At 56.5% G+C, this 26,580-nt stretch carries 30 protein-coding genes; 10 read left to right on the top strand and 20 right to left on the bottom strand.

Annotated features, from left to right (window positions below):
* Positions 1-1,008: a flagellin gene (locus ACR0CZ_RS15805; protein ID WP_170465806.1), complete on the top strand. Its 1,008-nt coding sequence runs from the start codon at positions 1-3 to the stop codon at positions 1,006-1,008.
* Positions 1,005-2,099 (top strand): flagellar basal body P-ring protein FlgI, encoded by a 1,095-nt coding sequence (locus ACR0CZ_RS15810; protein ID WP_480537193.1) that lies wholly within the window; start codon positions 1,005-1,007, stop codon positions 2,097-2,099. Before ACR0CZ_RS15805 ends, ACR0CZ_RS15810 begins: the two co-directional genes overlap by 4 nt.
* Positions 2,100-2,137: 38 nt before the next feature.
* Here ACR0CZ_RS15810 and ACR0CZ_RS15815 read toward each other — a convergent pair whose 3' ends face one another.
* From ACR0CZ_RS15815 to ACR0CZ_RS15885, 15 genes are all read right to left on the bottom strand, one after another.
* Complete coding sequence (locus tag ACR0CZ_RS15815; RefSeq protein ID WP_170395244.1) at positions 2,138-2,782, bottom strand: DUF1523 family protein; 645 nt, start codon at positions 2,780-2,782, stop codon at positions 2,138-2,140.
* A 10-nt stretch (positions 2,783-2,792) separates the two neighbouring features.
* Positions 2,793-3,059 (bottom strand): hypothetical protein, encoded by a 267-nt coding sequence (locus tag ACR0CZ_RS15820; protein WP_170395242.1) that lies wholly within the window; start codon positions 3,057-3,059, stop codon positions 2,793-2,795.
* 1 nt (position 3,060) lies between these two features.
* Complete coding sequence (locus ACR0CZ_RS15825; RefSeq protein ID WP_170395239.1) at positions 3,061-4,398, bottom strand: DUF6638 family protein; 1,338 nt, start codon at positions 4,396-4,398, stop codon at positions 3,061-3,063.
* 148 nt (positions 4,399-4,546) lie between these two features.
* On the bottom strand, positions 4,547-4,879 hold the full coding sequence (locus ACR0CZ_RS15830) for a hypothetical protein (RefSeq protein ID WP_170395237.1): 333 nt from the start codon (positions 4,877-4,879) through the stop codon (positions 4,547-4,549).
* Positions 4,876-6,807, bottom strand: coding sequence for an ATP-binding protein (locus ACR0CZ_RS15835; RefSeq protein ID WP_170395234.1), 1,932 nt, complete (start codon positions 6,805-6,807; stop codon positions 4,876-4,878). The genes ACR0CZ_RS15830 and ACR0CZ_RS15835 overlap by 4 nt, the downstream gene beginning before the upstream one ends.
* A gap of 75 nt (positions 6,808-6,882) precedes the next feature.
* Positions 6,883-8,007 (bottom strand): hypothetical protein, encoded by a 1,125-nt coding sequence (locus ACR0CZ_RS15840; RefSeq protein ID WP_170395218.1) that lies wholly within the window; start codon positions 8,005-8,007, stop codon positions 6,883-6,885.
* Entirely contained in the window at positions 7,994-8,350 is a 357-nt protein-coding gene (locus ACR0CZ_RS15845; protein ID WP_170395215.1) for a hypothetical protein, read from the bottom strand. Before ACR0CZ_RS15845 ends, ACR0CZ_RS15840 begins: the two co-directional genes overlap by 14 nt.
* Positions 8,351-9,430, bottom strand: a complete 1,080-nt coding sequence (locus ACR0CZ_RS15850; protein WP_170395212.1) for a coiled-coil domain-containing protein — start codon at positions 9,428-9,430, stop codon at positions 8,351-8,353.
* 209 nt (positions 9,431-9,639) lie between these two features.
* Positions 9,640-10,071 carry a hypothetical protein gene (locus ACR0CZ_RS15855; protein WP_480502285.1) on the bottom strand — a complete coding sequence of 144 codons (432 nt, stop codon included), beginning with the start codon at positions 10,069-10,071 and terminating at the stop codon, positions 9,640-9,642.
* A 223-nt stretch (positions 10,072-10,294) separates the two neighbouring features.
* Entirely contained in the window at positions 10,295-10,762 is a 468-nt protein-coding gene (locus ACR0CZ_RS15860; protein ID WP_480537194.1) for an Hsp20 family protein, read from the bottom strand.
* A 122-nt stretch (positions 10,763-10,884) separates the two neighbouring features.
* Positions 10,885-11,703 (bottom strand): trypsin-like serine peptidase, encoded by an 819-nt coding sequence (locus ACR0CZ_RS15865; protein WP_480454506.1) that lies wholly within the window; start codon positions 11,701-11,703, stop codon positions 10,885-10,887.
* A complete protein-coding gene (locus ACR0CZ_RS15870; RefSeq protein ID WP_170395202.1) occupies positions 11,700-12,485 on the bottom strand; it encodes a trypsin-like serine protease in 786 nt (261 codons plus the stop codon). Before ACR0CZ_RS15870 ends, ACR0CZ_RS15865 begins: the two co-directional genes overlap by 4 nt.
* 117 nt (positions 12,486-12,602) lie before the next feature.
* The gene (glcF, locus tag ACR0CZ_RS15875) at positions 12,603-13,916 is read right to left on the bottom strand and encodes a glycolate oxidase subunit GlcF (protein ID WP_170395199.1); all 1,314 of its coding nucleotides are present in this window, start codon (positions 13,914-13,916) and stop codon (positions 12,603-12,605) included.
* Positions 13,917-13,919: 3 nt separating this feature from the next.
* Positions 13,920-15,014 carry an FAD-binding protein gene (locus ACR0CZ_RS15880; protein WP_170395196.1) on the bottom strand — a complete coding sequence of 365 codons (1,095 nt, stop codon included), beginning with the start codon at positions 15,012-15,014 and terminating at the stop codon, positions 13,920-13,922.
* Between the two features lie 50 nt (positions 15,015-15,064).
* Positions 15,065-16,504: an FAD-linked oxidase C-terminal domain-containing protein gene (locus tag ACR0CZ_RS15885; protein ID WP_170423285.1), complete on the bottom strand. Its 1,440-nt coding sequence runs from the start codon at positions 16,502-16,504 to the stop codon at positions 15,065-15,067.
* Positions 16,505-16,584: 80 nt separating this feature from the next.
* Between ACR0CZ_RS15885 and ACR0CZ_RS15890 the strand changes: the two genes are divergently transcribed.
* A complete protein-coding gene (locus ACR0CZ_RS15890) occupies positions 16,585-17,295 on the top strand; it encodes a DUF599 domain-containing protein (RefSeq protein ID WP_170395190.1) in 711 nt (236 codons plus the stop codon).
* 35 nt (positions 17,296-17,330) lie between these two features.
* Positions 17,331-17,678: a hypothetical protein gene (locus ACR0CZ_RS15895; protein ID WP_480537195.1), complete on the top strand. Its 348-nt coding sequence runs from the start codon at positions 17,331-17,333 to the stop codon at positions 17,676-17,678.
* Positions 17,679-17,681: 3 nt separating this feature from the next.
* Here the strand turns inward: ACR0CZ_RS15895 and ACR0CZ_RS15900 are convergent, their stop codons facing one another.
* The 4 genes from ACR0CZ_RS15900 to ACR0CZ_RS15915 form a co-directional block, all read right to left on the bottom strand.
* Positions 17,682-18,167 (bottom strand): NAD(P)H-dependent oxidoreductase, encoded by a 486-nt coding sequence (locus ACR0CZ_RS15900; RefSeq protein WP_170395183.1) that lies wholly within the window; start codon positions 18,165-18,167, stop codon positions 17,682-17,684.
* A 1-nt stretch (position 18,168) separates the two neighbouring features.
* Complete coding sequence (gene rlmH / locus ACR0CZ_RS15905; RefSeq protein WP_170395180.1) at positions 18,169-18,639, bottom strand: 23S rRNA (pseudouridine(1915)-N(3))-methyltransferase RlmH; 471 nt, start codon at positions 18,637-18,639, stop codon at positions 18,169-18,171.
* Between the two features lie 44 nt (positions 18,640-18,683).
* Positions 18,684-19,043, bottom strand: coding sequence for a ribosome silencing factor (gene rsfS / locus ACR0CZ_RS15910; RefSeq protein WP_039541351.1), 360 nt, complete (start codon positions 19,041-19,043; stop codon positions 18,684-18,686).
* A 164-nt stretch (positions 19,044-19,207) separates the two neighbouring features.
* A complete protein-coding gene (locus tag ACR0CZ_RS15915; protein ID WP_170395177.1) occupies positions 19,208-20,569 on the bottom strand; it encodes a mechanosensitive ion channel family protein in 1,362 nt (453 codons plus the stop codon).
* 123 nt (positions 20,570-20,692) lie between these two features.
* On the opposite strand from ACR0CZ_RS15915, the gene ACR0CZ_RS15920 reads away from it, so the two are divergent.
* The 6 genes from ACR0CZ_RS15920 to ACR0CZ_RS15945 all read left to right on the top strand — a co-directional run bounded on the left by ACR0CZ_RS15920 (position 20,693) and on the right by ACR0CZ_RS15945 (position 25,657).
* The gene (locus ACR0CZ_RS15920; protein ID WP_260023663.1) at positions 20,693-20,788 is read left to right on the top strand and encodes an isopropylmalate isomerase; all 96 of its coding nucleotides are present in this window, start codon (positions 20,693-20,695) and stop codon (positions 20,786-20,788) included.
* Positions 20,789-20,831: 43 nt separating this feature from the next.
* Entirely contained in the window at positions 20,832-22,235 is a 1,404-nt protein-coding gene (gene leuC, locus ACR0CZ_RS15925; protein ID WP_170395174.1) for a 3-isopropylmalate dehydratase large subunit, read from the top strand.
* Positions 22,236-22,273: 38 nt separating this feature from the next.
* Positions 22,274-22,828 (top strand): HdeD family acid-resistance protein, encoded by a 555-nt coding sequence (locus ACR0CZ_RS15930; protein ID WP_170395171.1) that lies wholly within the window; start codon positions 22,274-22,276, stop codon positions 22,826-22,828.
* Between the two features lie 42 nt (positions 22,829-22,870).
* The gene (leuD, locus tag ACR0CZ_RS15935) at positions 22,871-23,476 is read left to right on the top strand and encodes a 3-isopropylmalate dehydratase small subunit (RefSeq protein ID WP_170395169.1); all 606 of its coding nucleotides are present in this window, start codon (positions 22,871-22,873) and stop codon (positions 23,474-23,476) included.
* 331 nt (positions 23,477-23,807) lie between these two features.
* Positions 23,808-24,638: a hypothetical protein gene (locus ACR0CZ_RS15940; RefSeq protein WP_170395166.1), complete on the top strand. Its 831-nt coding sequence runs from the start codon at positions 23,808-23,810 to the stop codon at positions 24,636-24,638.
* On the top strand, positions 24,635-25,657 hold the full coding sequence (locus tag ACR0CZ_RS15945; protein WP_170395163.1) for an endonuclease/exonuclease/phosphatase family protein: 1,023 nt from the start codon (positions 24,635-24,637) through the stop codon (positions 25,655-25,657). The genes ACR0CZ_RS15940 and ACR0CZ_RS15945 overlap by 4 nt, the downstream gene beginning before the upstream one ends.
* A gap of 7 nt (positions 25,658-25,664) precedes the next feature.
* On the opposite strand, the gene ACR0CZ_RS15950 is transcribed toward ACR0CZ_RS15945, so the two are convergent.
* On the bottom strand, positions 25,665-26,570 hold the full coding sequence (locus ACR0CZ_RS15950) for a sugar nucleotide-binding protein (protein ID WP_170395161.1): 906 nt from the start codon (positions 26,568-26,570) through the stop codon (positions 25,665-25,667).
* Between the last annotated feature and the right edge of the window lie 10 nt (positions 26,571-26,580).

Raw genomic sequence — 26,580 nt, forward strand, 5'->3', positions numbered from 1 at the left:
ATGACACTGAATTCGATCGGGGATCTGGCCCGCGGCCTTACACTCAGAACTCGCAGCGCCGAGATCAAATCACAAATCGAAACACTGTCGTATGAGATGTCCACCGGCAAGGTGCAGGATATCTCGGGTCGTCTGGGTGGTGATTACTCGCACCTACTGGATCTAGATCGCAGCCTGGAACGGTTGGGCGCGCTTTCCATCGCCACCGCCGAGGCGCGGCTATTCACGGACGCAATGCAATTGAGCCTGACAACGCTAAGCGGCTCGGTCGCCGAGATGTCAGCGTCGCTGCTATCATTCGGCACGGCGAACCAGACCGTGACACATGAACAAGCATCGGTTCAGGCACGAAATGAGCTCGACACAATGATCTCAGCCCTGAATACGCGGGCGGGAGGGCGCAGCCTGTATTCCGGAACATCGACTGACGTCTCACCTCTGCCCTCCGCTGAAACATTATTGACAGCGCTGCAGGCCGAATTGATAGGGCTGACCTCCCTAACAGATATCCAACAGGCCGCTGAGGATTGGTTCAACGACCCCGCCGGATTTGATGCGGTGATATATCAAGGTGGCACAGACACCTTGGCTCCGATGCAGATTTCCGAGAACGAGCGGATCACGCTTCCGATCACTGCGACAGACCCCACGCTCAAGGACGCTTTGCGCGATGTTGCGGTTGCGGCTCTGGCCACAGATGATGCGCTTGGATGGACACCTGATCTACGAACCGCATTGTTCACGCAGCTTGGTGTTGAGCTGGCCAATACAAAGGATGCGACGGTCAATTTGCGCGCCCAGGTCGGCGCGGCTGAGGCGCGTGTGGAGCAAGCCGCAACGCGCAACGCCGCCGCAAGGACCAGCGCTGAGCATGCGCGCAATGCGTTGATCGCTGCAGATCCCTATGAGACTGCGGCACAGTTGCAAACCGTGCAGTTCCAACTGGAGAGTCTGTATTCCGTGACCGTTCGCAATGCCAACCTGTCACTGGTGAATTTCTTGAGATGAAGATATTCGCATTCCTTTTGATAGTCTTACCTTGCATTGCCAATGCCGGGGCTATACGCCTGAAAGATCTGGTGGATTTCGACGGGGTCCGCGGCAATGATCTGGTTGGCTACGGCCTTGTGGTTGGCCTGAATGGCACCGGTGACGGCTTGCGCAATTCTCCGTTCACCGAAGAGATTATGTCCAACATTCTCGAACGGCTGGGCGTAAACGTGAATGGCGAAGATTTTCGCCCCAAAAACGTCGCCGCCGTATTGGTCACCGCCACCCTACCACCCTTCGCGCGCGTCGGCGGTCAGATTGACGTCACCGTCTCTGCCATCGGAGATTCCAAAGGACTTCTTGGGGGGACATTGATCATGACACCCCTGAATGCAGCAGATGGTCAGATTTATGCCGTGGCGCAAGGGACAGTGCTAGCCGGAGGCGCTGCGGTTGAAGGCGAAGCAGCGTCGGTTGTAAGCGGGGTGCCGACATCGGGCGTCATACCCTCGGGCGCGCGTGTGGAGCGCGAGATCGATTTTCAGCTTGCTGATTTGACTCAATTCAGACTGGCGTTGAGAGAACCGGATTTCACGACCGCAAGCCGCATTGAGGCCGCCATCAACAGAGAATTCAACCGCGCCGTCGCACTCATGCGCGATTCCGGCACTGTGGAGTTGAGCATTGAGGCGACGCGGGCCGTATCAACCGCGCATGCGATTGGACGTATTGAAAACATACTGGTCGAACCCGAAAGCAAGGCCCGCGTCGTGGTGGATCAGAGATCCGGCACAATTGTTATGGGTCGGGACGTCAGGATCTCACGCGTCGCGGTATCGCAGGGCAACTTGACCCTCACGGTCGAGGAAGCCCCGATTGCTGTTCAGCCAAATCCGTTTGCGCGAGGCGAAACAGTCGTTGTTCCGCGCACCTACGCTGGGATCGAAGAGGAAGAAGGAACGGGGCTTGCAGAAATTCCCGAGGCAACCACCTTGTCCGAAGTGGTCGCCGGGTTGAACGCCTTGGGCGTGTCGCCACGCGATATGATCGACATCCTGAAAACCATCAAGGCTGCCGGGGCGCTTCATGCTGAGTTCATCGTGAGATGAGCAGTCAGACCACAGCGCACGCCTTTTGGCGTACCACTTTACTTGGATTTCCAACTGTCCAGCCAGCGGCGAAAGCCCTTGCGCTTTTCATCTATTGCATCACCAGCGGCGTAAAGACCATCTTCCATGTTCTCCAAAACAGGATCGATCTTCTTTTGCCGAAACCGCCGCCATCGAACCCAGATGGCCCAAACCAGCGCAGCAAACACAGTCAGGAAGACGATATTGAACCACGGGATGATGCGGACATCCGGCCCCTCGACATGCCGGATGAAAATTGCGTTGGGAAAAATCGACATGAACTCATTGCGCCAGCCGTAATGCGTTACGACCACCCAATCGGGGTTATCTTTGGTCGACTTGGCATCGTTGGCCTCGGTGTAAAGGTTCGCAGTGTCGAACTTGAAATAAGGCGGCCAGCCCCAACCGGTGTCTTCGTTGCGATAGACAATCGGCTTCCCGTTGGCGCGTACGGCCTGAATGAACTGTACATCGCGGTTTGACAGGCTGGTGGATTGATCTTCAGGCTCGGACCAGAAGATCCGCGTCCAGTCCGTCAGGTCCTGACGTTCCTCATAGGTGTTGACGATCCGCACCACATCGTGCTGCGGTAGGGAATACTGCAAGATCACGGCGATCGTGCCCCAGAAGATGATAATGAACGCCCATTTCACATAGGCCATGCCTTAACCCTCACATGTAATTCACGATGTAGATCAGCGCGCCAATCGCCACCCAAGGTACAATATAGACACCCAAAATCAGTTTGCGCCGGAATGAGTTGTCGTAGACGTGCAAACCACGCGCAACAAACGCTTCTTTGTTACCGGTTTTGCCCTTTTCGTCCCACCACGTCTCCAACTTTCGCCGCCTAACTCCTCGCGAATAAAAGGACAGCGCGAAATAGGCAATCGTCTGGATCACCAGCAGGATCAGAAACAGGCGCATCGCTCCGAACATCTTAATCTCTCCTGACCGCGCCCCAAGGGCCGACCCGTGCGATCACTGTTTCGCTGACCCGGTCATTGCCGGTCATGTCCGGTTCATGACCAAATAGAGCCGCCCGCGCGCCTGCCTTGTCCACCTGATACTCGCGGGCAAGGAAGTCGGCAACATAGGCTTTCTTGGTCTCGGGCCAGGTCCTGTAAGTACTATAAAACAATTCCTTGTGGCAGATGAACATCTGCCGCGGATCCAGCGGAGCCAATTCGGTCAACAGCATATTCACCAGATCGCGGTTCGGCGTATCGGCTGCGCGCAATGTGTAGAAATAAGCGGGATGATCCGAGGTGATGCGTGGCCAGCGCCCGCCATCCGTCGCCCAGCGCAACAGTTGCGCGAGGCCGTGATAGGCTTCGGGCAGCCGGTCCGAGTGGTTGCGGGCGAGGCGGCGCATATCGCTGCGATCCAACCCGGTCAGATCGACATCGGCATCTGCTGCGGCAGCAATGGTCAGAAAGTCCATTTTCTGCTGCAGTATCGCAGCAGCATCCACGCCGCGCGCTTTGACAATCGGTTCAACCAGATCGTTGTAGTCCAGAAACTTTGCGATCTGGTTCCGCTGCGACGGGCCAAAGACATATTTGATCGGCATATCGTCAGGCTTTTCGCCCATGCAAATCGCCGCCGGGTGATCCATATCCGGGAACAGGTAGAGCCCGCCAAAGTGTGCCGTCCAGAAATTACGCTGCTCGAATGCGGTATGGCGCAGGCGAACGGGATTGCGAGTGACGTCGCCGGTTTCCTTGGCCGTTTCGATCATCTTGGCGATCAGCACATCGTCGAACCATGCATCCTCTTCGGTTTTGAAACGTTCGACCATGCCCGCTAGCTGCTGGGCCTTGCGTAGGGTGCCGCCTGCGGTGTCGGCCTCGATCTCGATCTTGCTCAGGTTCAACAGGTCGCGCGGCGTGCTGAGTTTGATGACCGAGTTCACCAGCTCTCCGGCCACCGCATCGGCGGCGGTCAAGGCAAACAGTTGCGCCTCGTTCATATCGATGAATTCGCGCAGGATATCGCGCGAGGTCGAGAATTTGACGTTCAGCAAAGGCGCGCGTTTCTGCTCGGTCGTCAGCAGGATGAACTGCCGGTTAACCCCGTTGGGGTTGAGGTAGAGCTCATCCTCCAGCTCAATCCCCACCTCTGGCGAATAGCCCGAGATATCGACATGGAAATCCGTTAACGCCGTAGTCTTGCCCGTCAGATGCTGCAGCGCGCGGTTATACCGCTTGACCAGAGCCGGGCTGGAGATGTGGATGAGATTGCCGAACATCAGGCCTTTTTCGATGAGGCGGATCATAACAATTGCCTTCCCGCGCAACGGTAGCGATGCGCCCGGCCTGAGGGTGGGTGCGGAACGCGCCCGCCCTGGGGGCCGGGTCGGGCGCGTCGCGGCTGCGCCGCGATATCACTCTCAAACAGAAACCTGTACTCCAAGAATTCGAAACTCATGCTCGCAGTCCTTTTGCAAATGCAAAAATGATCGCGAAACCAAGGGGTACTGCAATCAACCAGAACTGTAGCTGAAAATAGACCATTACATCTGCGGGATTTGCGTTGCCAACGTCCACGGCAAATCGGTCGACAAAAAAATTCATCAAAGTGTAGCTGGTAAGAATTGCCAGAACAGCGCAAACCGCGCCATATACGAAGAAAGGAAGAAAACATTTCTTTCCGCTTTCTTTAGCCGCACGAGATGTTCGATAGGCTCGGAACCCTATTGGAATAGCAACCACAGTGCTCAGTAGAAGAGGCAGACCTATAGCGATCAAATAATTCACCCCTTCCCCTCCAGATACCGCCGCTTAGCCTCTTCCATCCGACCCATCTCACGCACTGCGTTTTCGATGGCGACCTCGTCACTCTTGTCGGCATAGCGGAATTCGCTGTCGGCGTAGCGGTTGATCTCCTGGATTACCATTTCCACCGTGATCGGCTGGCGCAGGTCGTCGATCATCGCCTTCTTGGTGTCGTAGTCGCGGAACAGGAACAGGTCGGGGTTTTCCATCCACTCGTCGGGCAGTTCGAAATCCATCGCGCGGACCTTGACCGCGTCGGTGATGTTCTTGATCGCACGGCCGGTGAACCGCTCATCCGCCTGCTGGATCGCCTTGAGGTAGGTGCCCAGCTTGGCAATCGTGTCCATCTGGCCGATCTCGCCAGACACCCGGTCATAGACCTGCAGCAGGGCATCCTCATGTGGACGGGAGTGGCTTTCAAAACTGGCGGCGACGGCCTTTTTGATCTCCTGCGCGGCATAGGCTTCGTGTTCACCCAGCGGGATGTCGTGGTTACGGCCCATCAGCAGGTGTAGGATGTCAATGTAATCCTCGCGCGTTTGCGGCCCATCCACCAGGAACCGCGCGCCCGCCCGCTGGCGCAGGGCGTCGTCCACATTCTCGGGGTAGTTCGAGAACATGCCAAAGGTGCAGTTGCCGCGCACGACGGTGTTGGCCCCGGCAAAACTCTCCATCAGAACGGCGGTGATTTCCAGTTGCCCGGCCGAGGATTGACGGTCGCCGCGTTTGCCCGCCAGCTGGTCGATATCGTCGATGGTGCCGAAGCCGATAACCGAGGGGTCGATGATCGTGTTGATAAACGCCTTTGCGTTCTGGCCGGATTTGCCCTGATAGCTGTCGATATTGTCGGTGCTCAGGTTCTGATAGCGGAACGGATAGCCCGCATTCTGGCAATAATCGTTGATCAGCCCGGCCATCATCTGGATCAGAGTGGTCTTGCCGGTGCCCGGTTTGCCGTCGCCCATGAAGGTGAAGATGAACCCGCCAAGCTCGGCAAACGGGTTCAGGCGTCGGTCGAAGTCGTAGGCCATCACCATCTTGGCCAGTTTCATCGCCTGATACTTGGCGATATGGTTGCCGACCACCTCGTTCGGTTTCTTGAACGTCATGGTTAGCGTGGTGGATTTGGCTTTGGACGCAGGTTCGAACCCCCGGATTGTCAGGTCATCGGCCTCGATATGCCAGGCGGCATTCTGGAACGGTGCCAGATGGCCTGCGGACTGGGCGCGTAGAGCGACCTTTTCCATCAATTGCTCGGCATAGGCGCTGGTGGCTGCGATCAGGTGGGCATCATCGGGGGCGTGTTTGGCAAGGGTCTGGTCCAACTCCCACAGCGCGCCGTGCAAGGCGAGTTGGCCGTTGTCGGTCAGGACCTCTTCGATCTCACCGATATCGACAGTGGTCTCTCCCAGATGCGAGGAGATCAAGTACGCCAGCGCATTGCCGAAGGTGTGCGAGGTGATCAGAGCCTCGGCAGTCAGCAGTTCCGAGAATTCGGTCTTGCGGGCGGCAGGTAGATCTCCGGCCAAATTCGCGCGCTTCAGATCCGCCAGCGGAGTCTGTTCCGCATAAGCCTCGGCCACGGCCAGAGCGATTGCGATGGCACGTCGTATCGCCTGTTGCAAAGTCGCCTGTGGCGGCGAGACCAGAGTATCCCCGTCATCTGACGCTTCGATCCGTTCGACTAGATGCACCCCGTCCCTGCGGGCAGTACGGCGTGTCACCAGACCCGGCGTCGTCGACCGAAACCGCCGCCCGGTAGAGACACCAGGGGATCGTTCGACAGTCGTTTCAACCGCTTTGGCAATACGCGGAGCGTGCTCGAAACCGCTCAGCAAAGCAGTCGCTGCCGGATAGTGCTTACGAATGTCGTCTTCGCGCAATTCCATCTGATCTGACGTCAAACTCATGTTTTTCCTCGCAATGCCGGGCTGAAGCCCGGCCTACTCTTATCACGTAGGGCGGGTTTCAGCCCGCCTCTGGTCTCAATATCTCAACACCTGTCCGGCCTTGCTGACCACGAACTTGCGCACATCGGCAAAACCCGGCGGATTGCGTTCGGCCAGCACCTGAAACGGACGCTGGGGCAGGATGATCGACCGCTGGGTACGGGTAGCGCCGGTTTCGGCCCCCTGCCCTCCGAACGGATCCAAGGCAAAAACCTCGCGTTCGACGGTCGAGAACCATCCGGCCCGCTCTTCGATCACATCTTCGCTTTCCAGCTCTTCCGTGGTCCAGGCCAGCGCCCAGTCCTGACCTTGCGGAGATTGCGCATCCTCCAGCACCTGCCGCAGGGGGCCGGATTGTTCGGTATAGGCTGAGGAATACATTGGCCCCACATGAATGCGGCGCAGGTGTTTGGGGTGCAGGTCGTCGAAATCCTGATCGAACCCTTTGGCTATGGTCACCAGTTTCAACCCGCCCAGAGACTGCGCCATCAGATGCGCCTGCACTTCGGGCCAGCGGCGTTGGTCTTTGGGAAGGGCGGTTTTGCCGCTATCCTCCAGTTGCATCAGATAGATGACCGGCAGGTTGATCTGGCTGTCATAGACCGCCCAATGGATCATGAACTTCCGCCGCTCGCCCTCATTCCCGATCCAGTGGCACTCGGGATCGTTGCGGGCCCAGAACAGCTGACCTTTCAGTAATTCCTCGTAATAGAGCCTTTGTGACAGCGCAAATTGCAGCTTAGTGGGGATTTCCTGATCGCCAATGATCGTACGCACCATGTCAGTTTTTAGGTCAGCCTCGGATGGCATATTCGCCAGATGCACCTGCGCCTGCTGCGCGTCATTGGCCATCGTCAGCAGCTCGGCCGCCACCGGAAACCCGCTGTCACGCTTGTCCATCGCAAGGCTACCAAAAAACCGTCCCGTATCGCGCCCGACCAGCAGGTATTTCATACTGAGCGCCCGGAAGGTGTAGAGCAGCCCCGAGAGGTAGCGCGACACGATCCGCACCTCTTGCTTGCTGATCTCACCCTCAGCCTCCATCGTCGCGGCCACGCGCAGAAGGTGGACGGTGATGACCTCGAATTTGCGGAAATAGCGGCGCGAGGCGAAGGTGTCGGTCAGGCCGACATGGTCTTGGGTGGGATTAACTTCGACCACGAATGAACTCTCTATATCTGGTCCAATCTTGCGCAAAACATCCGAAACGATCTCGTACCAAGCGTGTCGCTTGGATCATCGACATACCGTTTTTTCGAAGGATGGCTTCGTTCAAGTTGACCAAAGCCATCCAAATAGCTGGCAGCCAAATGCGAACAATAAAATAAATGTAGGCCGGTAACATCAGAGCACCGAACAATACGGCTAAACCTTCAACGAAACCGTCATTGGGCAAACCTAGAAAAGCCAGGACCCAAACAGTCAACGTGAAGACGGCCAGCACTACCCCCAATGCCACAACGAACACGAGCATTGGACCGAATATCAGAATGATAGAGGCCATTTACGCCCCATACAAATTCTTATCATGCTTCTCGACAATCGAGGCAAAGCGCCGCGCGAACCGCTCATCCGCCTTGGCCTTTTTCTCCAGCACGTCGCGGGCAAAGACCATGTGGTCCTCATGCGCCTCAAGCATGTCGGCCATCTTCTGGTTGGTCGCGGTGCCGATGGCGGCCATGGCGGTTTGCGCTTCTTGATCCGTCTGCACGCCGATCTCGTTGATGCGGTGGGCCACGTCCTGCTGCTGTGCTGTTTTCAGCGATTTGGTCAGGGCGTCATACAGCACCACGCGCTGTTGCGTGTCTGTCTGCAGCTTGTTGATCAGCACCATCTGCGTCGCCGCCTGGTTTTGCAGTGAGTCGACCCAGGTTTTGCCCTTTTCGATATAGCGTTCCAGCGTCTGAGACTTGGCCAGCTTGACCTGCTCTTCCTGAACCTTGGCGTTGTATTGCTTGTTCAATTCGGCCAATTCAGTCTCTAACTGGGTGCGGGCGGCAGCATCCTGTTCGACGCTGATCTTGTTTTCCAGCGTGATGATTGTTGGGTCCATACCCTGAATCTCGGCGCGCAGTGCTTCCAACTCGGCCACCGTCGCCTCACGGTCATCCAGCGTGACAGTCAGGTTGTCCTCGACCTTGACGCGCTGTTCTTCCAGCACGGCCAACTGCCCTTCAAGCAGTTTGACGATCACATCCGATTTAGCGATCAGGTCCTGTAGCTTGTCGTCGATATTGGCGGTGCGCATGCGTTCCTGCCGCATGGACTCGGATTTGGCCTTGGCGAAGATGCCGACGAACGACTCCCACCCGGTTTTCGAACGCATTTCGTCGAAATCCTTGGAAAACGCGTTGGTCACGTCGTCGAGCCCCATGATCAGCTCAGCGATGTTGGCGTTCATCACCTCGGTATGGGCGTGCACATCTTCCAAAGTGGCATTTTCAATGTCGATATCTGCCTCTGCGGTTCCGATCTTGGCACGCGCCGCTTCGATCCGTGAGGTCAAGCCTTCAATCTGCGACTGGCTTTCGCGGACTTTCTGTTGCGTCTCTTGAATCAATGCTTCGAATTGCTGGTTCGACATCTGCTATCCCTATTCTTCTTATCATCCAATGACATAGGGAATGTTATGGCAATTTACATCCCCTTGGGCCTCCAAATCACCAAGACTGTGACAAACTCGACGCTAAAAAGATAGACGCAGAGACAAGGCCGAGACACATTGCCTACTGGTTTTCAGAAGGGAAAATAGAAGCTCTTGGATTTCTTAAGTTGAAGCTGCCGATGGCAAGCTCAGTAGTTCGAATACCGGAAATTGACCACAGCATCATCTTGAATAGCGCAATGGGCTTTTATGTGGCTCCGCGCATCATTGCTGTCCTTTGAGCGCGCGACCTCCAGATCAATCAGATCGATGCCATCAGAATTTGTCGTATAGGAAAGCGTCCGCTCAAAATCGACGGCATAGTAGCCTTGATTGCTCATGGCGGTGTGGGTCCGATGCATACAAAGCCCGATCGCATTCTCCTCGGGCGAAACGTGCGGGTGCTTCTGGTATTTTGATCCGTGCTTGTGATGGTGTTTGGCGATCGACGCTCCCAGCACACCCAACGCGACCCCAGCGATAAGCGCTCCTGTATCGTTGGCACGGGTTGATGTCGCGGTCAGTGTGGTCGATGCAACAACGGCACAGACTATAGCGGCAATAACGGATTTCATTCGCATCTATTTCGTCTCCCTCTGTAGGCAGTGAACAAAATTCAGTTCATTGAAGTGTTCCAGAAGAGACTAGCCTGACGACCTAAACTATTGCCAGATTTTCGTGAAAACGTGTTGCCTACCATGTCCGTGTTGCGATGGATACAACTTCGCCCCGCGCCTGGAGGAACGCGGGGCGTGTGGTGCGACAACCCAGAGAGGCGGGACTGTCGCTAAGTGATCAACAGCCTCAGTTCACGGCTTTGGCGTCAACCACGTCCTTTTCAATGGCCTTGCCAGACGAAATTTCGATCCGGCGCGGTTTCAGCGCTTCTGGCACTTCGCGCTTCAGATCGATGTTCAGCATGCCGTTCTCATGGCTCGCGCCGGTAACGCGAACGTGGTCGGCCAGAGCAAAGCGGCGCTCGAACGCGCGGTTGGCGATGCCACGGTGCAGGTAGCTGCGCTCTTTTTCGTCCGAAGCTTTCTTGCCGGAAACCACCAGAGAATTTTCCTTTACCTCAACCGACAGATCGGCCTCGGAAAACCCGGCAACAGCAACCGAAATGCGGTAGGTATCAGCATCGGTCTTTTCGATGTTGTAAGGGGGATAGCTGGGCTGAGCCACGTCATTGGTCAAAACCCGGTCCATCATGTCTGCAATCTGGTCGAAACCGATGGTTGCGCGGTGAAGTGGTGCGAAGTCAAATGTACGCATGTCGTATCCTCATCTTTGAGCGATTCACGAAATTGCCCTCCGAAATGGACGGGCGGTGATTTATGCCGGACCCCAGCTTTGGCGATCCGGTAAAACTCAGATGGGAAGTAAAAGGACTGGGTTCAAGACCCGCCCGCGCTGAGGAATTTAGCACCCGAACTGGACTTGGCTGAACCCGGCTGCAATCTGCGGATTGTTGCCGTGGGTCGGGGCGCGTCACGACGCAATATCGCCTTGAGTTCCGAGACAATCCCCGACAGCTCCATCCCGTAGCCGATCTTGCGTTGACCATCCGATGCGCCCGCCGAAACAACCGACAGGATCTGCCAACGCGGGCCTTTTTTTGCTAAAATAGCGGAGCCCGACGAACCGAATGTAATATCGCAATCAAAGCTGATCAGCCCCTGCCCGCGTTGCAGGATGCGGCAAGAGCGTTGGCGCGTGATCGCCTCGGCCCGACCGCGACCATACGAGGCGACGCTGATTTCGCTGTCGCTGACGCGGCCGCTGTGCAGGGCGAACGGATCAGCAATCGAATAGGGAATCGGCTCTTCCAGCCGCATTAGAGCCACATCAATTCGAACACGTGACGCCGATACCGGCGCATTGGCAACAAAATCGGGATGGGTCGCAATCTGGATGACCTTGCGATCCGCAAGCGCCTGACCGTCGCTCAAACCGGCGCGAAAGGTCAATTCACCGGGGGCATAGGGTTTTCCGGTGGCCTTGCTCACAGCGCAATGCGCCGCTGTCAGCACGATGTCCTTTGCGATCAAAGTACCGGTGCAAAAGCCCTGTTCGCCGATATCCAGACGTCCGACCGCCTCCCACCCATAAAGATCATCGCGATCCGTCAGTCGGCGCTTGCTGCTGGTCTGGGCCTGCGCGGCAGTTACGAGAATAGAAACAAGCAAGGTGATACTTAGAAAAACACGCATCATGGCTTAATGAACTTTGCTCCGAGGTTTTTGGTGTTGTTGTCCAATGTGGCGTTCATACCCCGCCCCTGCGAAAGCTCGGCCCGCAACAATTCCAGCGATTCATCCAAGGCGGTGCCCAGCGCAACGCGTTGACCCTGCAATTCGGCCTTCGCTGCAACGACCGACACAATGCGTGGCCGCTCACCGTCAAACGAAAAGATCGGCGCGCCGGATGCCCCAAAATCCACGTTGCAGGACATAACCAGAATTCCAGCCTGTCGCCCAATGACGGAACAGACTTCCTGCAGTGCTGGCGCTTCGGCGCGGTCATGCGCGTACGAGACAACCCCCACCTCTTGACCGCGGGCAGGACGACGTCCGGTTTCGAAAGGAATGACCGAGGTGTTGCGGATCGGCTGCCACAGCTCGATCAGCGCAATATCATGACGCACCCGCGTTGCAGAAACATTGCCTTCATAAACATAGTCGGGGTGAACCACTGTTCGACGCGCCGGACGATAAGCCGAGGCGGAACCAAGGCGCCAACCGGCCAGAAACTCGATCCGGGCCGGATTAATTCGCTGTTTCGTGGTTTTGTCGTACAGACAATGCGCAGCCGTCAGTACCAGAGTCGGAGATATCAGCGATCCGGTACAAAACCCGGTGCCGTCGATATCCAGCCGACCAACTGCCATCCACTCGCGCCCAGCATCGGTGGTTTCCAGGCTCCTAAGCCCAGTATCCTGCGCCTGTCCTGCCAAGGGCAGCAAGCTGAAGACAATAGCCGTGATCCAGTTGCGCACGCGGGTCTCCGGTCATGGGGTCCGACCAAGATTCGTATGCCGTTGGTGCGGCGAAAATAGGGCAATTGCCCCTTGGATGAAATTCAACCGGACCTGATGCGCGGGTGCAGCAATCGATCAACGCAGTTGGGGTACCCCAGCCATGCCGCCGCGCAATGCGCGCGGTTCCGGCCCTCCGGTGGCCCAGTCCAGCAGCTCGACTGTGTGGACAACGGGCGTGTCAGTCCCAGAGCCGATCTGCATCATGCATCCGATGTTACCTGCCGCGATAACATCAGGATTCCTAGCCTCAAGCGTGCGCACTTTTCGTTGTTTCAACTGACTCGAAATCTCAGGCTGCATCAGGTTGTAGGTTCCTGCACTGCCACAGCACAAATGACTATCTTTAGGCTCTAACACTGTGAATCCAGCAGATTTCAGCAGATTCTTGGGATAAGAGGTAACCTTTTGCCCATGTTGCAATGAACACGCCGCGTGGTAGGCAACAACCAGTTCTTTCTTGTCGCTGTCCGGCATCTCCAGCTGCACCAAAAGCTCACTGATATCCATCGCCAGGGCGGATACACGCCCCGCATCCGCCGCCAGCGGATCACTGCGGAACATGTGCCCATAATCTTTAACCGTGGTCCCACACCCCGAGGTGTTGATCACGATCGCATCCAGACCATCACCATCCATTTCGCGTGTCCAGGCCCGGATATTGGCTGCAGCAGACGCATGGCTTTCACCGGTTTTACCCATGTGATGGGTTAATGCGCCACAACAGCTGGCACCTTCGGCGACAACGACCTCGCAGCCCAATCGGGTCAGCAGGCGAATCGTGGCGTCGTTGATGTCGGTGTTCAGCGCTTTTTGCGCACAGCCCGTCATTAGGGCGACGCGTTTCTTCTTAGCGCCTTTTGCTGCAAAGCTCTGAGGGTCATCATTGCGACTGACTGGTGGAATATATCTCGGCGCCATGTCCAGCATCGCCTTTAGCCGGGCATCCGGCATCAGAAACCGGAACGGACGACCCAGCTTTGCCCCGATTAGAGCCCAGCGAAAGCGAGCCGGATAAGGCAGGATTCTGGCCAATATCCAGCGCAGAGCCCGATCCGAGAACGGGCGCTTGTAGTTGTCTTCGATATATTCCCGTGCGTGGTCCACGAGGTGCATGTAATGCACGCCCGAGGGGCACGTGGTCATGCAGGCGAGGCAGGATAGGCAGCGATCGATATGCTTGACAGTCTTTTCGTCCGGAACACGCTCATTCTCCAACATGTCCTTGATCAGATAGATGCGCCCGCGAGGGCTGTCCAACTCATCGCCTAGCACCTGATAAGTCGGGCAGGTTGCTGTACAGAAACCGCAGTGAACACAATTTCGGAGTATCTCGTTGGATCGCTGAATCGCTGGGTCTTGCAACTGCTTTTCGGTAAATTTCGTCTGCATCGCCTACCCCATCAGACCCGGATTGAACACGTTCCGAGGGTCAAATCTCTTCCGAATTGCCTTTGTTAGAACCTGAATCTGCGTGCTCTCTGGTTGGAATCGCCCAAATTCAACGATGGTGTCAGCCTCTGCGCGTACCAGCGTTGCATGTCCTTCAAAGTGACCCAGTCGTGCACGCAGATCGGTGCCCTTTGGCACCAATACCCAGATCAAGCCCCCGCCCCAGTCAAATAAGGTTCGATCCGCGTCGATCAGTTCTGCAAGGCTGGCTGCATCGCCGGGTTTCACTGATAAGCGCCAGACATCACCTTCCAGATCCTGAAACGCACGCAGATCGCGCAGATCGACCCAGCGGTTCCTCGAATTCTCTAACTCGGTGCATTCGCCCCCAAGGATTTCGCGTAATCGACCTACCCGATAGGCAACAGAGTCGGCAAATCCTTCGATCCGCAACAGCGCCTGCCCATCCAGTGGATCATAGGCTGCGCTGCTCACCTCGAAGGGGGATTTCAGGGCAGTGGACATGAGATCAACTGCGGTTCCTACATCAGCGGCCCCGACTGCCAGAGTGGTCTCGATCTCAGGTCTAGGCAGCACTTTCAGCGAGACCTCTGACAGCACCCCTAGCGTACCCCAGGAACCTGCCATGAGCTTGACCAGATCGTAACCAGTGACATTCTTCATCACCCGCCCGCCATTCTTGATTACCTGCCCCAACCCGTCGACATAACGTACGCCCAACAGGAAATCCCGGCACGCGCCAGCCTGAATTCGACGCGGCCCCGAGATGTTGGCCGCGACAACACCGCCGATTGTCGGTTCCCCCGTGGTGCCCAGCAAACCGCGATGATCCATCGGCTCGAACGCCAGTTGCTGACCCTCGGCCTCCAAAGCCGCTTCGATCTCAGTCACTGGAGTCCCGGCATGTGCGACCAGAGTCAATGCGCCCGGCTCATACTGTGTAATTCCGTGCAGTCCCGATAGGTTCAGCACAGGCTCGGGCCCATCAAGGCCGCGCGTGCCGCCTCCGGCAATACGCACTGGGCCATCCAGGCCGGCAACGATGTCCGCAAGTTCAGCCTCGGTTTCAGGTGTCATGGCACTTCATCTTTTCGAAAATACTCTGGGTATTGATGGGGAAGGCTCATCTATTCCGCGGCCATCCTGCGCGTGGCAGACGCCTTTAGCGGAAACACCTTGGCTGGGTTCAACAGCCAATTCGGATCAAACACATCTTTCACCGCCATCTGCGCCTCAAGATCCTGTGGTTCATATTGGTGTGTCATCAGATCACGCTTTTCGATGCCGACCCCATGCTCACCAGTCAGGCAGCCTCCCGCATCAACGCAAAGCTTCAGGATGTCCGCCCCGAACGCTTCACATTTCTCAAGATCGCCGGGTTTGTTGGCGTCAAACAGGATCAAGGGGTGCATGTTGCCGTCACCGGCATGGAACACATTGCCGACTGGCAGGCCATAGTCTTTGCTCAGCTCCCCGATCCGGCGCAGGACGAAGGGTAGCGATGAGACCGGGATCGTCCCATCCAGACACATATAATCGTTGATTTGCCCCATCGCGCCAAAGGCCGATTTCCGACCCAGCCAGATACGGGCGCTTTCATCAGCCGATTGGCTTTCTCGCAGCTCAACCGGATTATGCCGCTTGGCGATCTCGATAATCTTCGACAACTGGCTATCGATCTCTGCCTCTGATCCTTCAACTTCGACGATCAGCAACGCCTCGCAATCAGGATAACCCGCTTGGGCGAAATTCTCGCAGGCTCGAATACAAAGGCGGTCCATGAACTCGATCGCGACAGGCAATATGCCCGATTTGATTATGTCAGAGACGCATTGACCGGCCACTTCATTATCGTCAAAGCCCATCAGAACGGGACGCGCGCCCTCAGGTTTGCGCAGGATGCGCAACGTTGCTTCAGTCACGACACCCAATTGCCCTTCGGATCCGCAGATAACACCCAACAGGTCCAACCCGCCTGCATCCAGATAGGCACCTCCAATTTCGACCACGCTGCCATCCATCATGACCATAGTCACACCCATCAGATTGTTGGTCGTCACCCCGTATTTCAGGCAATGCGCCCCGCCCGAATTCATCGCGATATTTCCGGCAATGGCGCAGGCAAGCTGGGATGAGGGATCGGGGGCGTAAAAGAAATCCTCTTCTTCAACGGCACCGGTTACACTCAGGTTGGTTCGGCCGGATTGCACCTTGATAAACCTGTTGTCGTAATCGATTTCCAGAACTTCGTTCATCCGTGCAACGCCTAGAATCACACAATCTGCCGTCGGCAGGGCACCACCCGCCAATGACGTGCCCGCGCCGCGCGGTACAACCGGCACACCCAGTTCATGGCAAATGCGCAAGACATCTGAAACCTGCTGCGTGGTCGAAGGCAGTACAGCCAGCATTGGCGGGCATTTATAGGCGGTCAGCGCATCACATTCATAAGCCCTGGTCTCGGCCTCTTCATGGATAACAGCATCCTTCGGCAGCACTTGCTGTAGTCGCGCGACCAATGCCTGCTTGCGTGCTAAGACATCCGGATTTGGCTTGGGCATTTCCATCGCTGATCCTCCATTTGGTAAAATTATATTACCAATTTTATCGACTGGCAAGTTGCCGAATCCAACAATAGTGTCGCGGCATGACCTGGATCGACCGCACATTACTGTTTTCCTCGCTGGACTATGCAGCCGTTTTGCTATTGTTCGCGACATGGCTGGGGATTGGGTGGAGGATCGAAAATCCGTCCTCTCAGAAACCATCGGTTTCATTGATGATGGATGATTTCCGCAAGGTCTGGATGCGTGAAATGGTGACGCGCCAGCCGCGTGTGTTCGATGCACAAGTGATCTCGGCCATGCGTCAGGGCAGCACGTTCTTCGCTTCGACAATCATGATTGCAATAGGCGGCGGCTTGGCATTGCTTGGCAATACCGAACGCCTTGCTGGGGTTGCTGAAGATCTTGCCATCGGCCGTGCGCCTGCCATGGTTTGGGAAATCAAAATACTGATTATTCTGCTTTTTCTGTCGAACGCTTTTCTGAAATTTGTCTGGTCGCATCGCCTGTTTGGGTATTGCGCAATCCTGATGGCCGCTGTTCCAAATGATCCCGATGATCCACAGGCCTATCCACGCGCCACACAATCTGCTGATATCTGTATCACGGCGGCTCGTAGTTTCAATCGCGCGTTGCGGGCGACATATTTTGCGTTGGCTTCAATCGCATGGATACTTGGACCGGTAGCCCTGATCCTAAGCTCAATCGTCACATTCGGTGTGCTCTATCGTCGCGAATTCGCCTCGCATTCACGCACCGTAATCATGACTGCGCCACCAAACACAGAGTCGTGATCGCAATGCGATGCGCGAGCGCATAGTTTGACCCCATGCGACATCTGATTCTCAGCGCCTTACTGGCCAGCCCCGCATTCGCCGACCCTCCGACGGTCGAACAGGTTTCAGCCCAATCAAATGGGGATACCTGGCGGTTCGACGTCACGATCCGCCACTCCGACACCGGATGGGATGACTATGCCGATGGCTGGCGTGTTCTGGATATGCAGGGGAACGAGCTGGGGATGCGTGTGCTGCATCACCCTCATGTCGATGAGCAGCCCTTTACACGGTCACTTGGCGGGGTGGTGATTCCGGACGGGACCACGCAGGTGCAAATTCAGGCGCGCGACAATGTCGGTGGTTGGAGCGAAGACACGACCGTGGTCGATCTGAACTGACCCTCAGAACACCCCGAGGCTGAGACCTGCGGCCAAGGCCGCTCCAACCTCACGACAGTTTTCAAGTTGTTCTTCAGGAATGATCTTTTCGGCCAAGATCGCTTTGGGTGTTTGCGCATGAGTGCAGATGATCAGGGGCGGTTGCACCTCTTTCAACCGCCACCCCTTTGCGATCCGAGCCATCTGGCGCGCGGCATTTTCGCCATCTGATCCGGCGCAGACCATCTGCGCATAGGGTCGACCTTCGATCTGACCCAGCACCGGATAATAGCAGCGGTCAAAGAACTCTTTCATCAGCCCAGAGATCGCGGCCAGGTTCTCGGGCGCGCAGAAGATATAGCCATCAGAGGTCAGCAAGTCGTTCGGACCGGCCTGATCGGCGGTTTTCAGGATGGTGTTCGCTTCATCCCGCGCTGCTTCGGCTGCGGCTTCAGCCATTTGCCGGGTGCCGCCGGTGCGCGAGTGGTAGACGATCAATAGCTGCGCCATGTCAGACCCGGTGATAAGGGCCGCCTGAAAGGATGGTCGCGGCCCGGTAAAGTTGCTCGGCCAGCATCACACGGACCAACATATGGGGCCAGACCATTGACCCAAAGGATAGGGAAAAATCAGCCTCCGCCCGCAGATTAGGTTCTATTCCGTCCGCTCCGCCGATTATCAGCGCCAGATCCTGTCGGCCCGCGTCGCGCCATCCACCCAGCTTTTTTGCAAAATCAGGCGAGGACAACACCCGTCCGCGCTCATCTAGGGTACAGATCACCACACCTTTGGGCAGCGCCTTGCGCAGCAGGGCCGCCTCGGCCCCCATGCCTGCGTTTTTCTTGTCTTCGACCTCGATCACCTTCGCAGGACCAAGGCCCAGCGCGCGGCCGGTCCTGTCAAATCGGGTCAGGTAGTCGTCAAGCAGGGATTTCTCCGGTCCGGCGCGCAATCGCCCGACCGCAACGATGCTGATACGCATGTCTCTCTCGCCTCCGACCCCTCAATACAGGCCGGGATAGCGCCTCAATTCGCCGAGGCGCTGCCGCCCTGAGGCAGCCACATCTTTTCCAGCTGATAGAATTCACGCACTTCGGGGCGGAAGATATGAACGACCACGTCGCCCGTATCGATCAGCACCCAGTCGCCGGCATCCTTGCCTTCGACCTTCGAGGTGAAACCGAATTCCTGCTTGATGCGATCCGTCAGCTTTTCCGCCATGGCAGAGACCTGACGGGTCGACCGACCCGAGGCAATCACCATGTGATCCGCAACAGAAGACTTACCTTGCAGGTTGATCTGCACGACGTCTTCGGCCTTGTCATCGGAAAGTGAGGAAAGGATACGTTCAAGCAGCTTGTCGCTGATTGACTGAGAGTGGGCCATTACACCGGCCCCATCATCGGCGGGCAAACCCGCCTGTGTATGTAGAGACAGGACATAGTCCTCCTTTGCTGCGCGCCGTGAAACCCCGGCGCCGGGGTACTAATAAGGTAACAAGGGGATTGCAACATTTCAATGAAAGGGCCGACGCTGCGCCCCACATCCAGTCACTCTTTGGCGAGATGTTGCACCTCGGCGTCGGCCTCCAGGCCGCCCAATACACGGATTTCACGCTGCGGGAACGGAAGCGAGATGTCTTCGACCTTGAACGCATCCCACAGCGCCAGGAAGACATTGCCTCGAATGTTTGTCAGACCCTTGTTCGGATCACTGATCCAGAAGCGCAACACATAGTCCACGCTGCTGTCACCGAAACCAGTGATATGGCAGACAGGTTCATGTTTGCCTCCACTCAGCACTCGACCGACCGTCTTGACGGCACGGATCGCTGTCGCGCGGACTTTGTGCGGGTCGTCGTCGTAGCTGGTGCCGAAATCAAGATCCAACCGCACGAAACGGTCGGAATGCGACCAGTTTACAACCTGATTGGTAATCAGATCTTCGTTTGGAATCAGATATTCCCGACCATCCCGCGTAACCACCGAGACATAGCGCGCGCCCAGCGCGTTAATCCAACCAAATGTGTCGCCCAGTGAAATCACGTCGCCCGGTTTGATCGACCGGTCCATCAGGATGATAATGCCCGAGATCAGGTTCGAAACCACTTTTTGCAGGCCAAACCCGATCCCGACGCCAATGGCCCCGGACAGCAACGCTATGCCAGTCAGATCAAACCCGAGGGTGCGGATCGCCGCCATGAACACCGCCCCGTAGAGCAGCACCTGAATACCCTTGGCCAGAAGAACCTGCATCGATGGGGTTATGTCTTGATTGTTCGTAAGGCCGCGCTCAGCCGCACGTGTGCCGACACGCGCCAAAGTCAGCAGGACGCCAATCAGCAGTACAGCCTTGATGATGCCCAGCGCCGAGATATGAAGATCACCGATAGAAATGGCGACGCCGTCTAGGAAACCGGCTACATCATCCGTCAGGTTCAACGCAATCAGCGTAGCATAGACCCACATAGACCATTTAAATATTTGTCGCAGCGTTCGGTTTCTCACCAATCGCGAAACCAACGCGATGGCCAGCCATGCAACAGCCAGTGTTGCGAAGACACCAAGTATATAGCTCCGCGACGGCCATGTGACCTGTTGCATCACCAGATAAAGCCCACCAGACAGCAACACAAAATACACCAATGTCAGACGGCGCATCAGTTGTATCAATATCCGCAAGCGCCATTTCGGCCATCCCACCCGGGCCCTCGCCCAGGTTTCCCATCGGCCCTGCGTCAGCAGTTTCAGTAAAAATGAAATTGCCCAGAGGAATAGGATGATGATGAGTTGATACTGCCGCCATCCCGGGGTGACGATCAACTCGACCAGACCTTCAATTTGCGAGGAAAACGCCGCCGTCATGTTGGCGTAAAGCTCCGAGAGCGTCTCCGGTAGTAAATCCTGGTTCATTCACCTCTCCTGCAGGTCAGCTTGGACAGCGATGCTGGATGATGCAAGCCCGCAGTGAGACGGTTGGGATTGAACCTTGATTGACACGAATGCCCGTTATATCTGGTGCGTATGAGACTCAATGTGGCCCAAGAACAGAATCTGGAAGATCGCGCGCGTCTGCGTGAACGGTTCTTTGGGGCTGCCCGCACGGTCTTGGCCCGCCTATCGGCGGCCTAAGCCAACTCGCCAGCTATTTCTCATTTCATACGGGAGAGGACCGATGTCCCCCAAAACACTCTATGACAAGATCTGGGATGCCCATGTCGCCCACGAGGCCGATGATGGCACCTGCCTGCTGTATATCGACCGCCATCTGGTTCACGAAGTGACCAGCCCACAGGCGTTCGAAGGCCTGCGCATGGCGGGCCGCAAGGTGCGCGCGCCAGAAAAAACCATCGCCGTGCCGGATCACAACGTTCCGACCACGCCGGACCGTGTGAATGGTATCGAAAACCCGGAATCACGCATTCAGGTCGAGGCACTGGACAAGAACGCCAAGGATTTCGGCATTCACTATTACCCTGTGCACGACGTCCGTCAGGGCATTGTGCATATCGTCGGCCCCGAACAGGGCTGGACCCTGCCCGGCATGACCGTTGTTTGCGGCGACAGCCACACGGCGACTCATGGTGCATTCGGCGCTCTGGCCCACGGCATCGGCACGTCCGAGGTTGAACACGTTCTGGCCACCCAGACTCTGATCCAGAAGAAGTCCAAGAATATGAAGGTCGAAATCACCGGCAAACTGCAGCCGGGTGTGACCGCCAAAGATATCACTCTGGCTGTGATCGGCGAGACCGGTACTGCTGGCGGCACAGGTTATGTCATCGAGTATTGCGGCGAAGCGATCCGCGATCTTTCGATGGAAGGGCGCATGACCGTCTGTAACATGGCCATCGAAGGCGGTGCCCGCGCTGGCCTGATCGCACCGGATGAGACCACCTTTGAATATGTCAAAGGCCGCCCGCATGCCCCCAAAGGCGCGCAGTGGGAAGCCGCGATGGACTGGTGGAAGACGCTTTACACCGACGAAGATGCGCATTTCGATAAAGTCATCACGCTGCGTGGTGAAGATATCGCGCCAGTCGTCACTTGGGGCACCAGTCCCGAAGATGTGCTGCCGATCACCGCATCCGTACCACATCCCGAAGATTTCGAAGGCGGTAAAGTCGACGCGGCCCGCCGTTCGATCGAGTATATGGGCTTGGAAGCCGGTCAAAAGCTGAGCGATGTTGAAATCGACACCGTTTTCATCGGCTCTTGCACCAACGGTCGGATCGAAGACCTGCGCGCTGCGGCGGAAATCCTGAAAGGCAAGAAGATCAAGGACGGCATGCGCGCCATGGTCGTACCGGGTTCGGGTTTGGTGCGTGCACAGGCCGAAGAAGAAGGTTTGGCCGAGATCTTCAAAGATGCCGGTTTCGAGTGGCGTCTCGCGGGCTGTTCAATGTGTCTGGCGATGAACCCCGACCAGCTGCAACCGGGCGAGCGCTGTGCCGCGACTTCGAACCGCAACTTCGAAGGCCGTCAGGGTCGAGGTGGGCGTACCCATCTGCTGAGCCCCGCAATGGCTGCCGCTGCGGCAATCACAGGACGGCTGACAGACGTCCGTGAATTGATGTAAGAGTCTCTCATATCTAGATATTTGATGGAGAGACTAACATGAGTGATTGGGTCAAATGGCTACTGCTTGGACTTTTGTCCATAGCATTCGGGGTGTTCGTATTGGGCGCGCCGGTCGTGGCATCCGTTGCCGTAACAGTAGTAACCGGTGTGTTGCTGTTGATTGCGGGCGGAATGCAGATCGTTGGTGGCTTCACGGTTGAAGGCACTGGCAACAAGATCCTGTCACTCATCATGGGTGCGGTCATGCTGTTTCTGGGCTGGTCCTTTCTGGATCACCCGCTGCAGGGCACGCTGACGCTGGCAACTGTGATGCTCATCCTGTTCATGGCAGGCGGCATCGCGCGGGTCATTCTGTCGTTCCAGATGAAAGGAACGCAGTTTTTCTGGCCCACGATGATCTCGGGCATCTTGTCGATCATCCTCGCCGGCATAATCTGGACCTATGTAGGCAAGGAACCGGCTGCTCTGCTGAGCATACTGGGGATCTTCCTGGGCATTGAGATGCTGTTCAACGGGTTCGGATTGGTCTTCATGGCGTTCTTCGTCAAGAACGCACCCAAGGACGAAACAACAGAAGCGAAAGAAGCTTAAACGCGGAGCACGGGCGCGGCCCTACCCCGCAGGAGTGTAGAAATGGAAAAGTTCGAAAAAGTCCACGGGGTGGCCGCCCCAATGCCACTGATCAATATCGACACCGATATGATCATTCCCAAAGTGCACCTGAAAACCATCAAACGCTCTGGCCTGGGTGTCGTGCTGTTTGATGAGATGCGATATCACGATCATGGTGGCGAGAACGAAGATTTCGTTCTGAACAAACCCGCTTATCGCAACACCGAGATTCTGGTGGCTGGCGACAATTTCGGTTGCGGCTCGTCGCGGGAACATGCGCCATGGGCGATCAAGGATTTCGGCATCAAGGTGGTGATCTCGACCAGCTTCGCCGACATCTTTTTCAACAACTGCTTCAAGAACGGCATCCTGCCCATCGTAGTCGAAGAAGAGCATCACGCGATTCTTATGGATGACGCGCACAAGGGTGAAAACGCCCGCATGACCGTGCATCTGGAAGATCAGCAGATTACCACTTCGGATGGTATGGTCATCGAGTTCGACATTGACCCACACCGCAAGCACTGCCTGCTGAACGGTCTGGACGATATTGGCCTGACGATGGAAAAAGACCATCACATCGATAAGTTCGAAGATCATGCGAGTCAGGCCCGCCCCTGGGTATGATTCTGGGGACGAATCTGTTGATACTCAACCTAACAGGGTCGCAAGCGCGGCCCTGTTCGCATTCTTGGGGCAAAAACCCAGTGCACCACAACATATAGGTATCAATTTGAGATACACGTCGGATTTGCGTCGAAATTGATGCAATCCCGCACCAGTTGCGCCATCATTTTGCCCGAAATTGCGTGTTATTTGCTCATTGGCTTGAGCGAAATACCGCTTATCGGCAAAGTTGGCACCCATGAGGTAGCCGCCAACGAACGAGCGGTGAGCACAAGTTGGACGATAAGTCGGCACAGAATCGACTACGCCGGTTTGAAAAAGGGTTCGGATTGTGATTGCACGCACAACGGGGGCGGCGATACGTGGATTATTGGTAGCACTTATGGTGCTTACCCCTGCGTTGTACCTGCCTACATCGACGTCGAATGGGACTGAGATTGTCGTCTTTCTGGCGATCCTTGCGTTTATCCTGACTTTCTCGGAATACAACTCGGCCTTTCCAAGCTTTATCGAATTTCGTGACGCACCACCTGTGAACAGGCTGCGCTTTGTCGGTTTGATGTCGATGGTTACCTTCCTGACGCTGATCTGCAAAAACGCCTATGCCCCCTCGGAACTTACTGGCCTGTTTTATTCAGTTGGCCTGATGGTTGCGAATGTGGTGGATTTCCCCTACTCCCCCGTTCGTCTTGTGGTTCTGATGCTGCCCGCCGATGCCAGCCAGCCCCTCGTAGATTTGGTGCGTATCTCCGCCAGCGTCGCTTATGTCGCGGCCTTGGTTACCATCGCCAGCTTTGCCTATGCAGTGAAGCTTCGGGGATGGCCAACAGGCAACGGCGCGTTCAACGTCTGGACCAATCTACCGCTGTTTGACCCAACCAAGGGTGGTGATGTGGTCACCCGTCTGCAGCGTGACGGGCGGCTCAACATCGCAATTGGGGCTTTGCTGCCTTTCCTGATTCCCGCACTGATCAAACTGATGGCTGCTTTCATCACGCCGATCGCGCTCAGCAATCCGCAGACATTGATCTGGACCCTTTGCGCATGGGCATTCCTGCCTGCCAGCATGATCATGCGAGGCATGGCGACACTGCGCATTGCCGGCCTGATCGTTGAGAAGCGCCGCGCATACTCAACTTCCGAGTCAACTCAGATCGCATGATCCGACTGCTGGTTCTGTTGCTGTTGCCGTTTACGGCACAGGCAGAGACATTGCGCATCGCAAGTTTTAATACAGAACTCAGTCGCGAAGGTCCCGGCCTGTTGCTGCGTGATATTCGGCGGAACGACCCTCAGGTCGCTGCGGTTATCGAGGTGCTGATGACAACCCGCCCCGATATCGTCGCGCTGCAAGGCATCGATTGGGATTTAGACGGGCTTGCCCTTGCTGCGCTGGTCGAGGCGCTGAAAAGCAACGGCTTGGATTATCAATACAGTTACGCCGGGCAACCCAATTCCGGGATCGAAACCGCGTTGGATCTGGATGGGGACGGCGAGACGGGCGGTCCGGGCGATGCACAAGGCTGGGGGCGGTTCACCGGCCAGAATGGGCTGGCAGTGCTGTCCCGCTATCCTATCGCTACCGATCAATTGCGGTCATTCACCCAGATGCGGTGGCGCGACTTGCCGAATGCCCAGCTGCCAGCCAAGGATGGAGAGCCCTTCCCATCACCACAAGCGCAGGCTGTTCAGCGGCTGTCTTCTACATCGCATTGGGTCGTTCCGGTCGACACCCCGGGTGGTCGCCTAAACCTGATGACGTTTCACGCCAGCCCGCCTGTCTTTGATGGACCTGAAGATCGGAACGGACTGCGCAACCGGGATGAAATTCGGCTCTGGTCGCTTTTGCTGAACGGTGATCTGGGTGAGAAACCTATGGGGCGTTTTGTCATCGCAGGTGATGCGAACCAGGATCCTTACAAAGGCGAGGGTCGCAAAACGGCAATCCGTAATCTTCTGGCCAATCCGCAACTGCAGGATCCGATGCCTGTTGACCCTGCGGGGTCAACTTCAACAGTTTTGTGGAAGGGCGTTGGCGAGATGAGAGTGGATTATGTCCTACCTTCGGCGGATTGGCGTGTGCACGATGCGGGCATTTACTGGCCGGAACCCACATCCCGTGACGCGGCCGTCGCCGCAAGCCGTCACCGGCTTGTCTGGGTCGATCTATTCGACGAATAGGATTCGATCATGACCGTATGACTGTGCCGAGTCGCTGGCGGGATTCATATTGCACAGGTTCAGACACGGCGTTCCTCAACGCATCATTTAGGTCGGTCTGCGCAAATTCCGGGAGCAGAGCATCAAAGAGGCGTCTGTCCAGCCGGTGAGAAGTATTCCATAGATACCTCATCTCAAGCAAATGAGGCGCCATACGCCAGAACGGGCGGGCCAGATGCAAAGGCCACCATGCCATCTGTTTGAGGGTAAGCTCACGCCCCACAACCTGCGAAAGCGCCAATGCCATTTCATTGCCGGTCAAGGTGTATCCAGCATAGGGGACATCGCAGAAACGCGGTAGCAGGCTGCGCATTTCTGCCAATTCCACAGCAGCGCGAGTTAAATCGGGCAGATAGGCCCAAGCATGCTCGATATCTGGATTGCCGGGATACACAAAGCGCCCGCGCCGCAAGTGTTTGATGAGAATCTGATCGAACCAATTGCCAGAGGCCGTGGTGTCTATGAAATCACCTGCCCGCAACATGATGGTCCGAACCGACGAGGCACGATAAGCCTCTTCCATCTCGATCCGAATGCGTCCCAACGGATTTCGCGCAAGATGCGGTGTCCTGGTCGACCAGGGGCCGGGCTTATCCGCACCGAAAACATAAACGTTCCCCGGGACAATGACCGTCAAGTCACGCTCTGATGCAGCGGCGATTACCTGACGATGCAACTCTGGCACCTGCTCCGCCCAGTCGGGGTAAAGCGGGTTCCAGGCGTTCACGATGACGTCTACTCCATGTAGCGCCGCGCGCAATTCCTCCCTGCGTCGATCAAACTTTTGCACAATCCATCCCGCATCCGAAAAAGCTCTTGCAGCGTTGCGTCCAAATCGACCGGTGGCCCCGAGAATAAGTACCGTTTGTGGCATTGATCCCTCC

It is taken from the genome of Ruegeria sp. H9 (genome assembly GCF_056532915.1).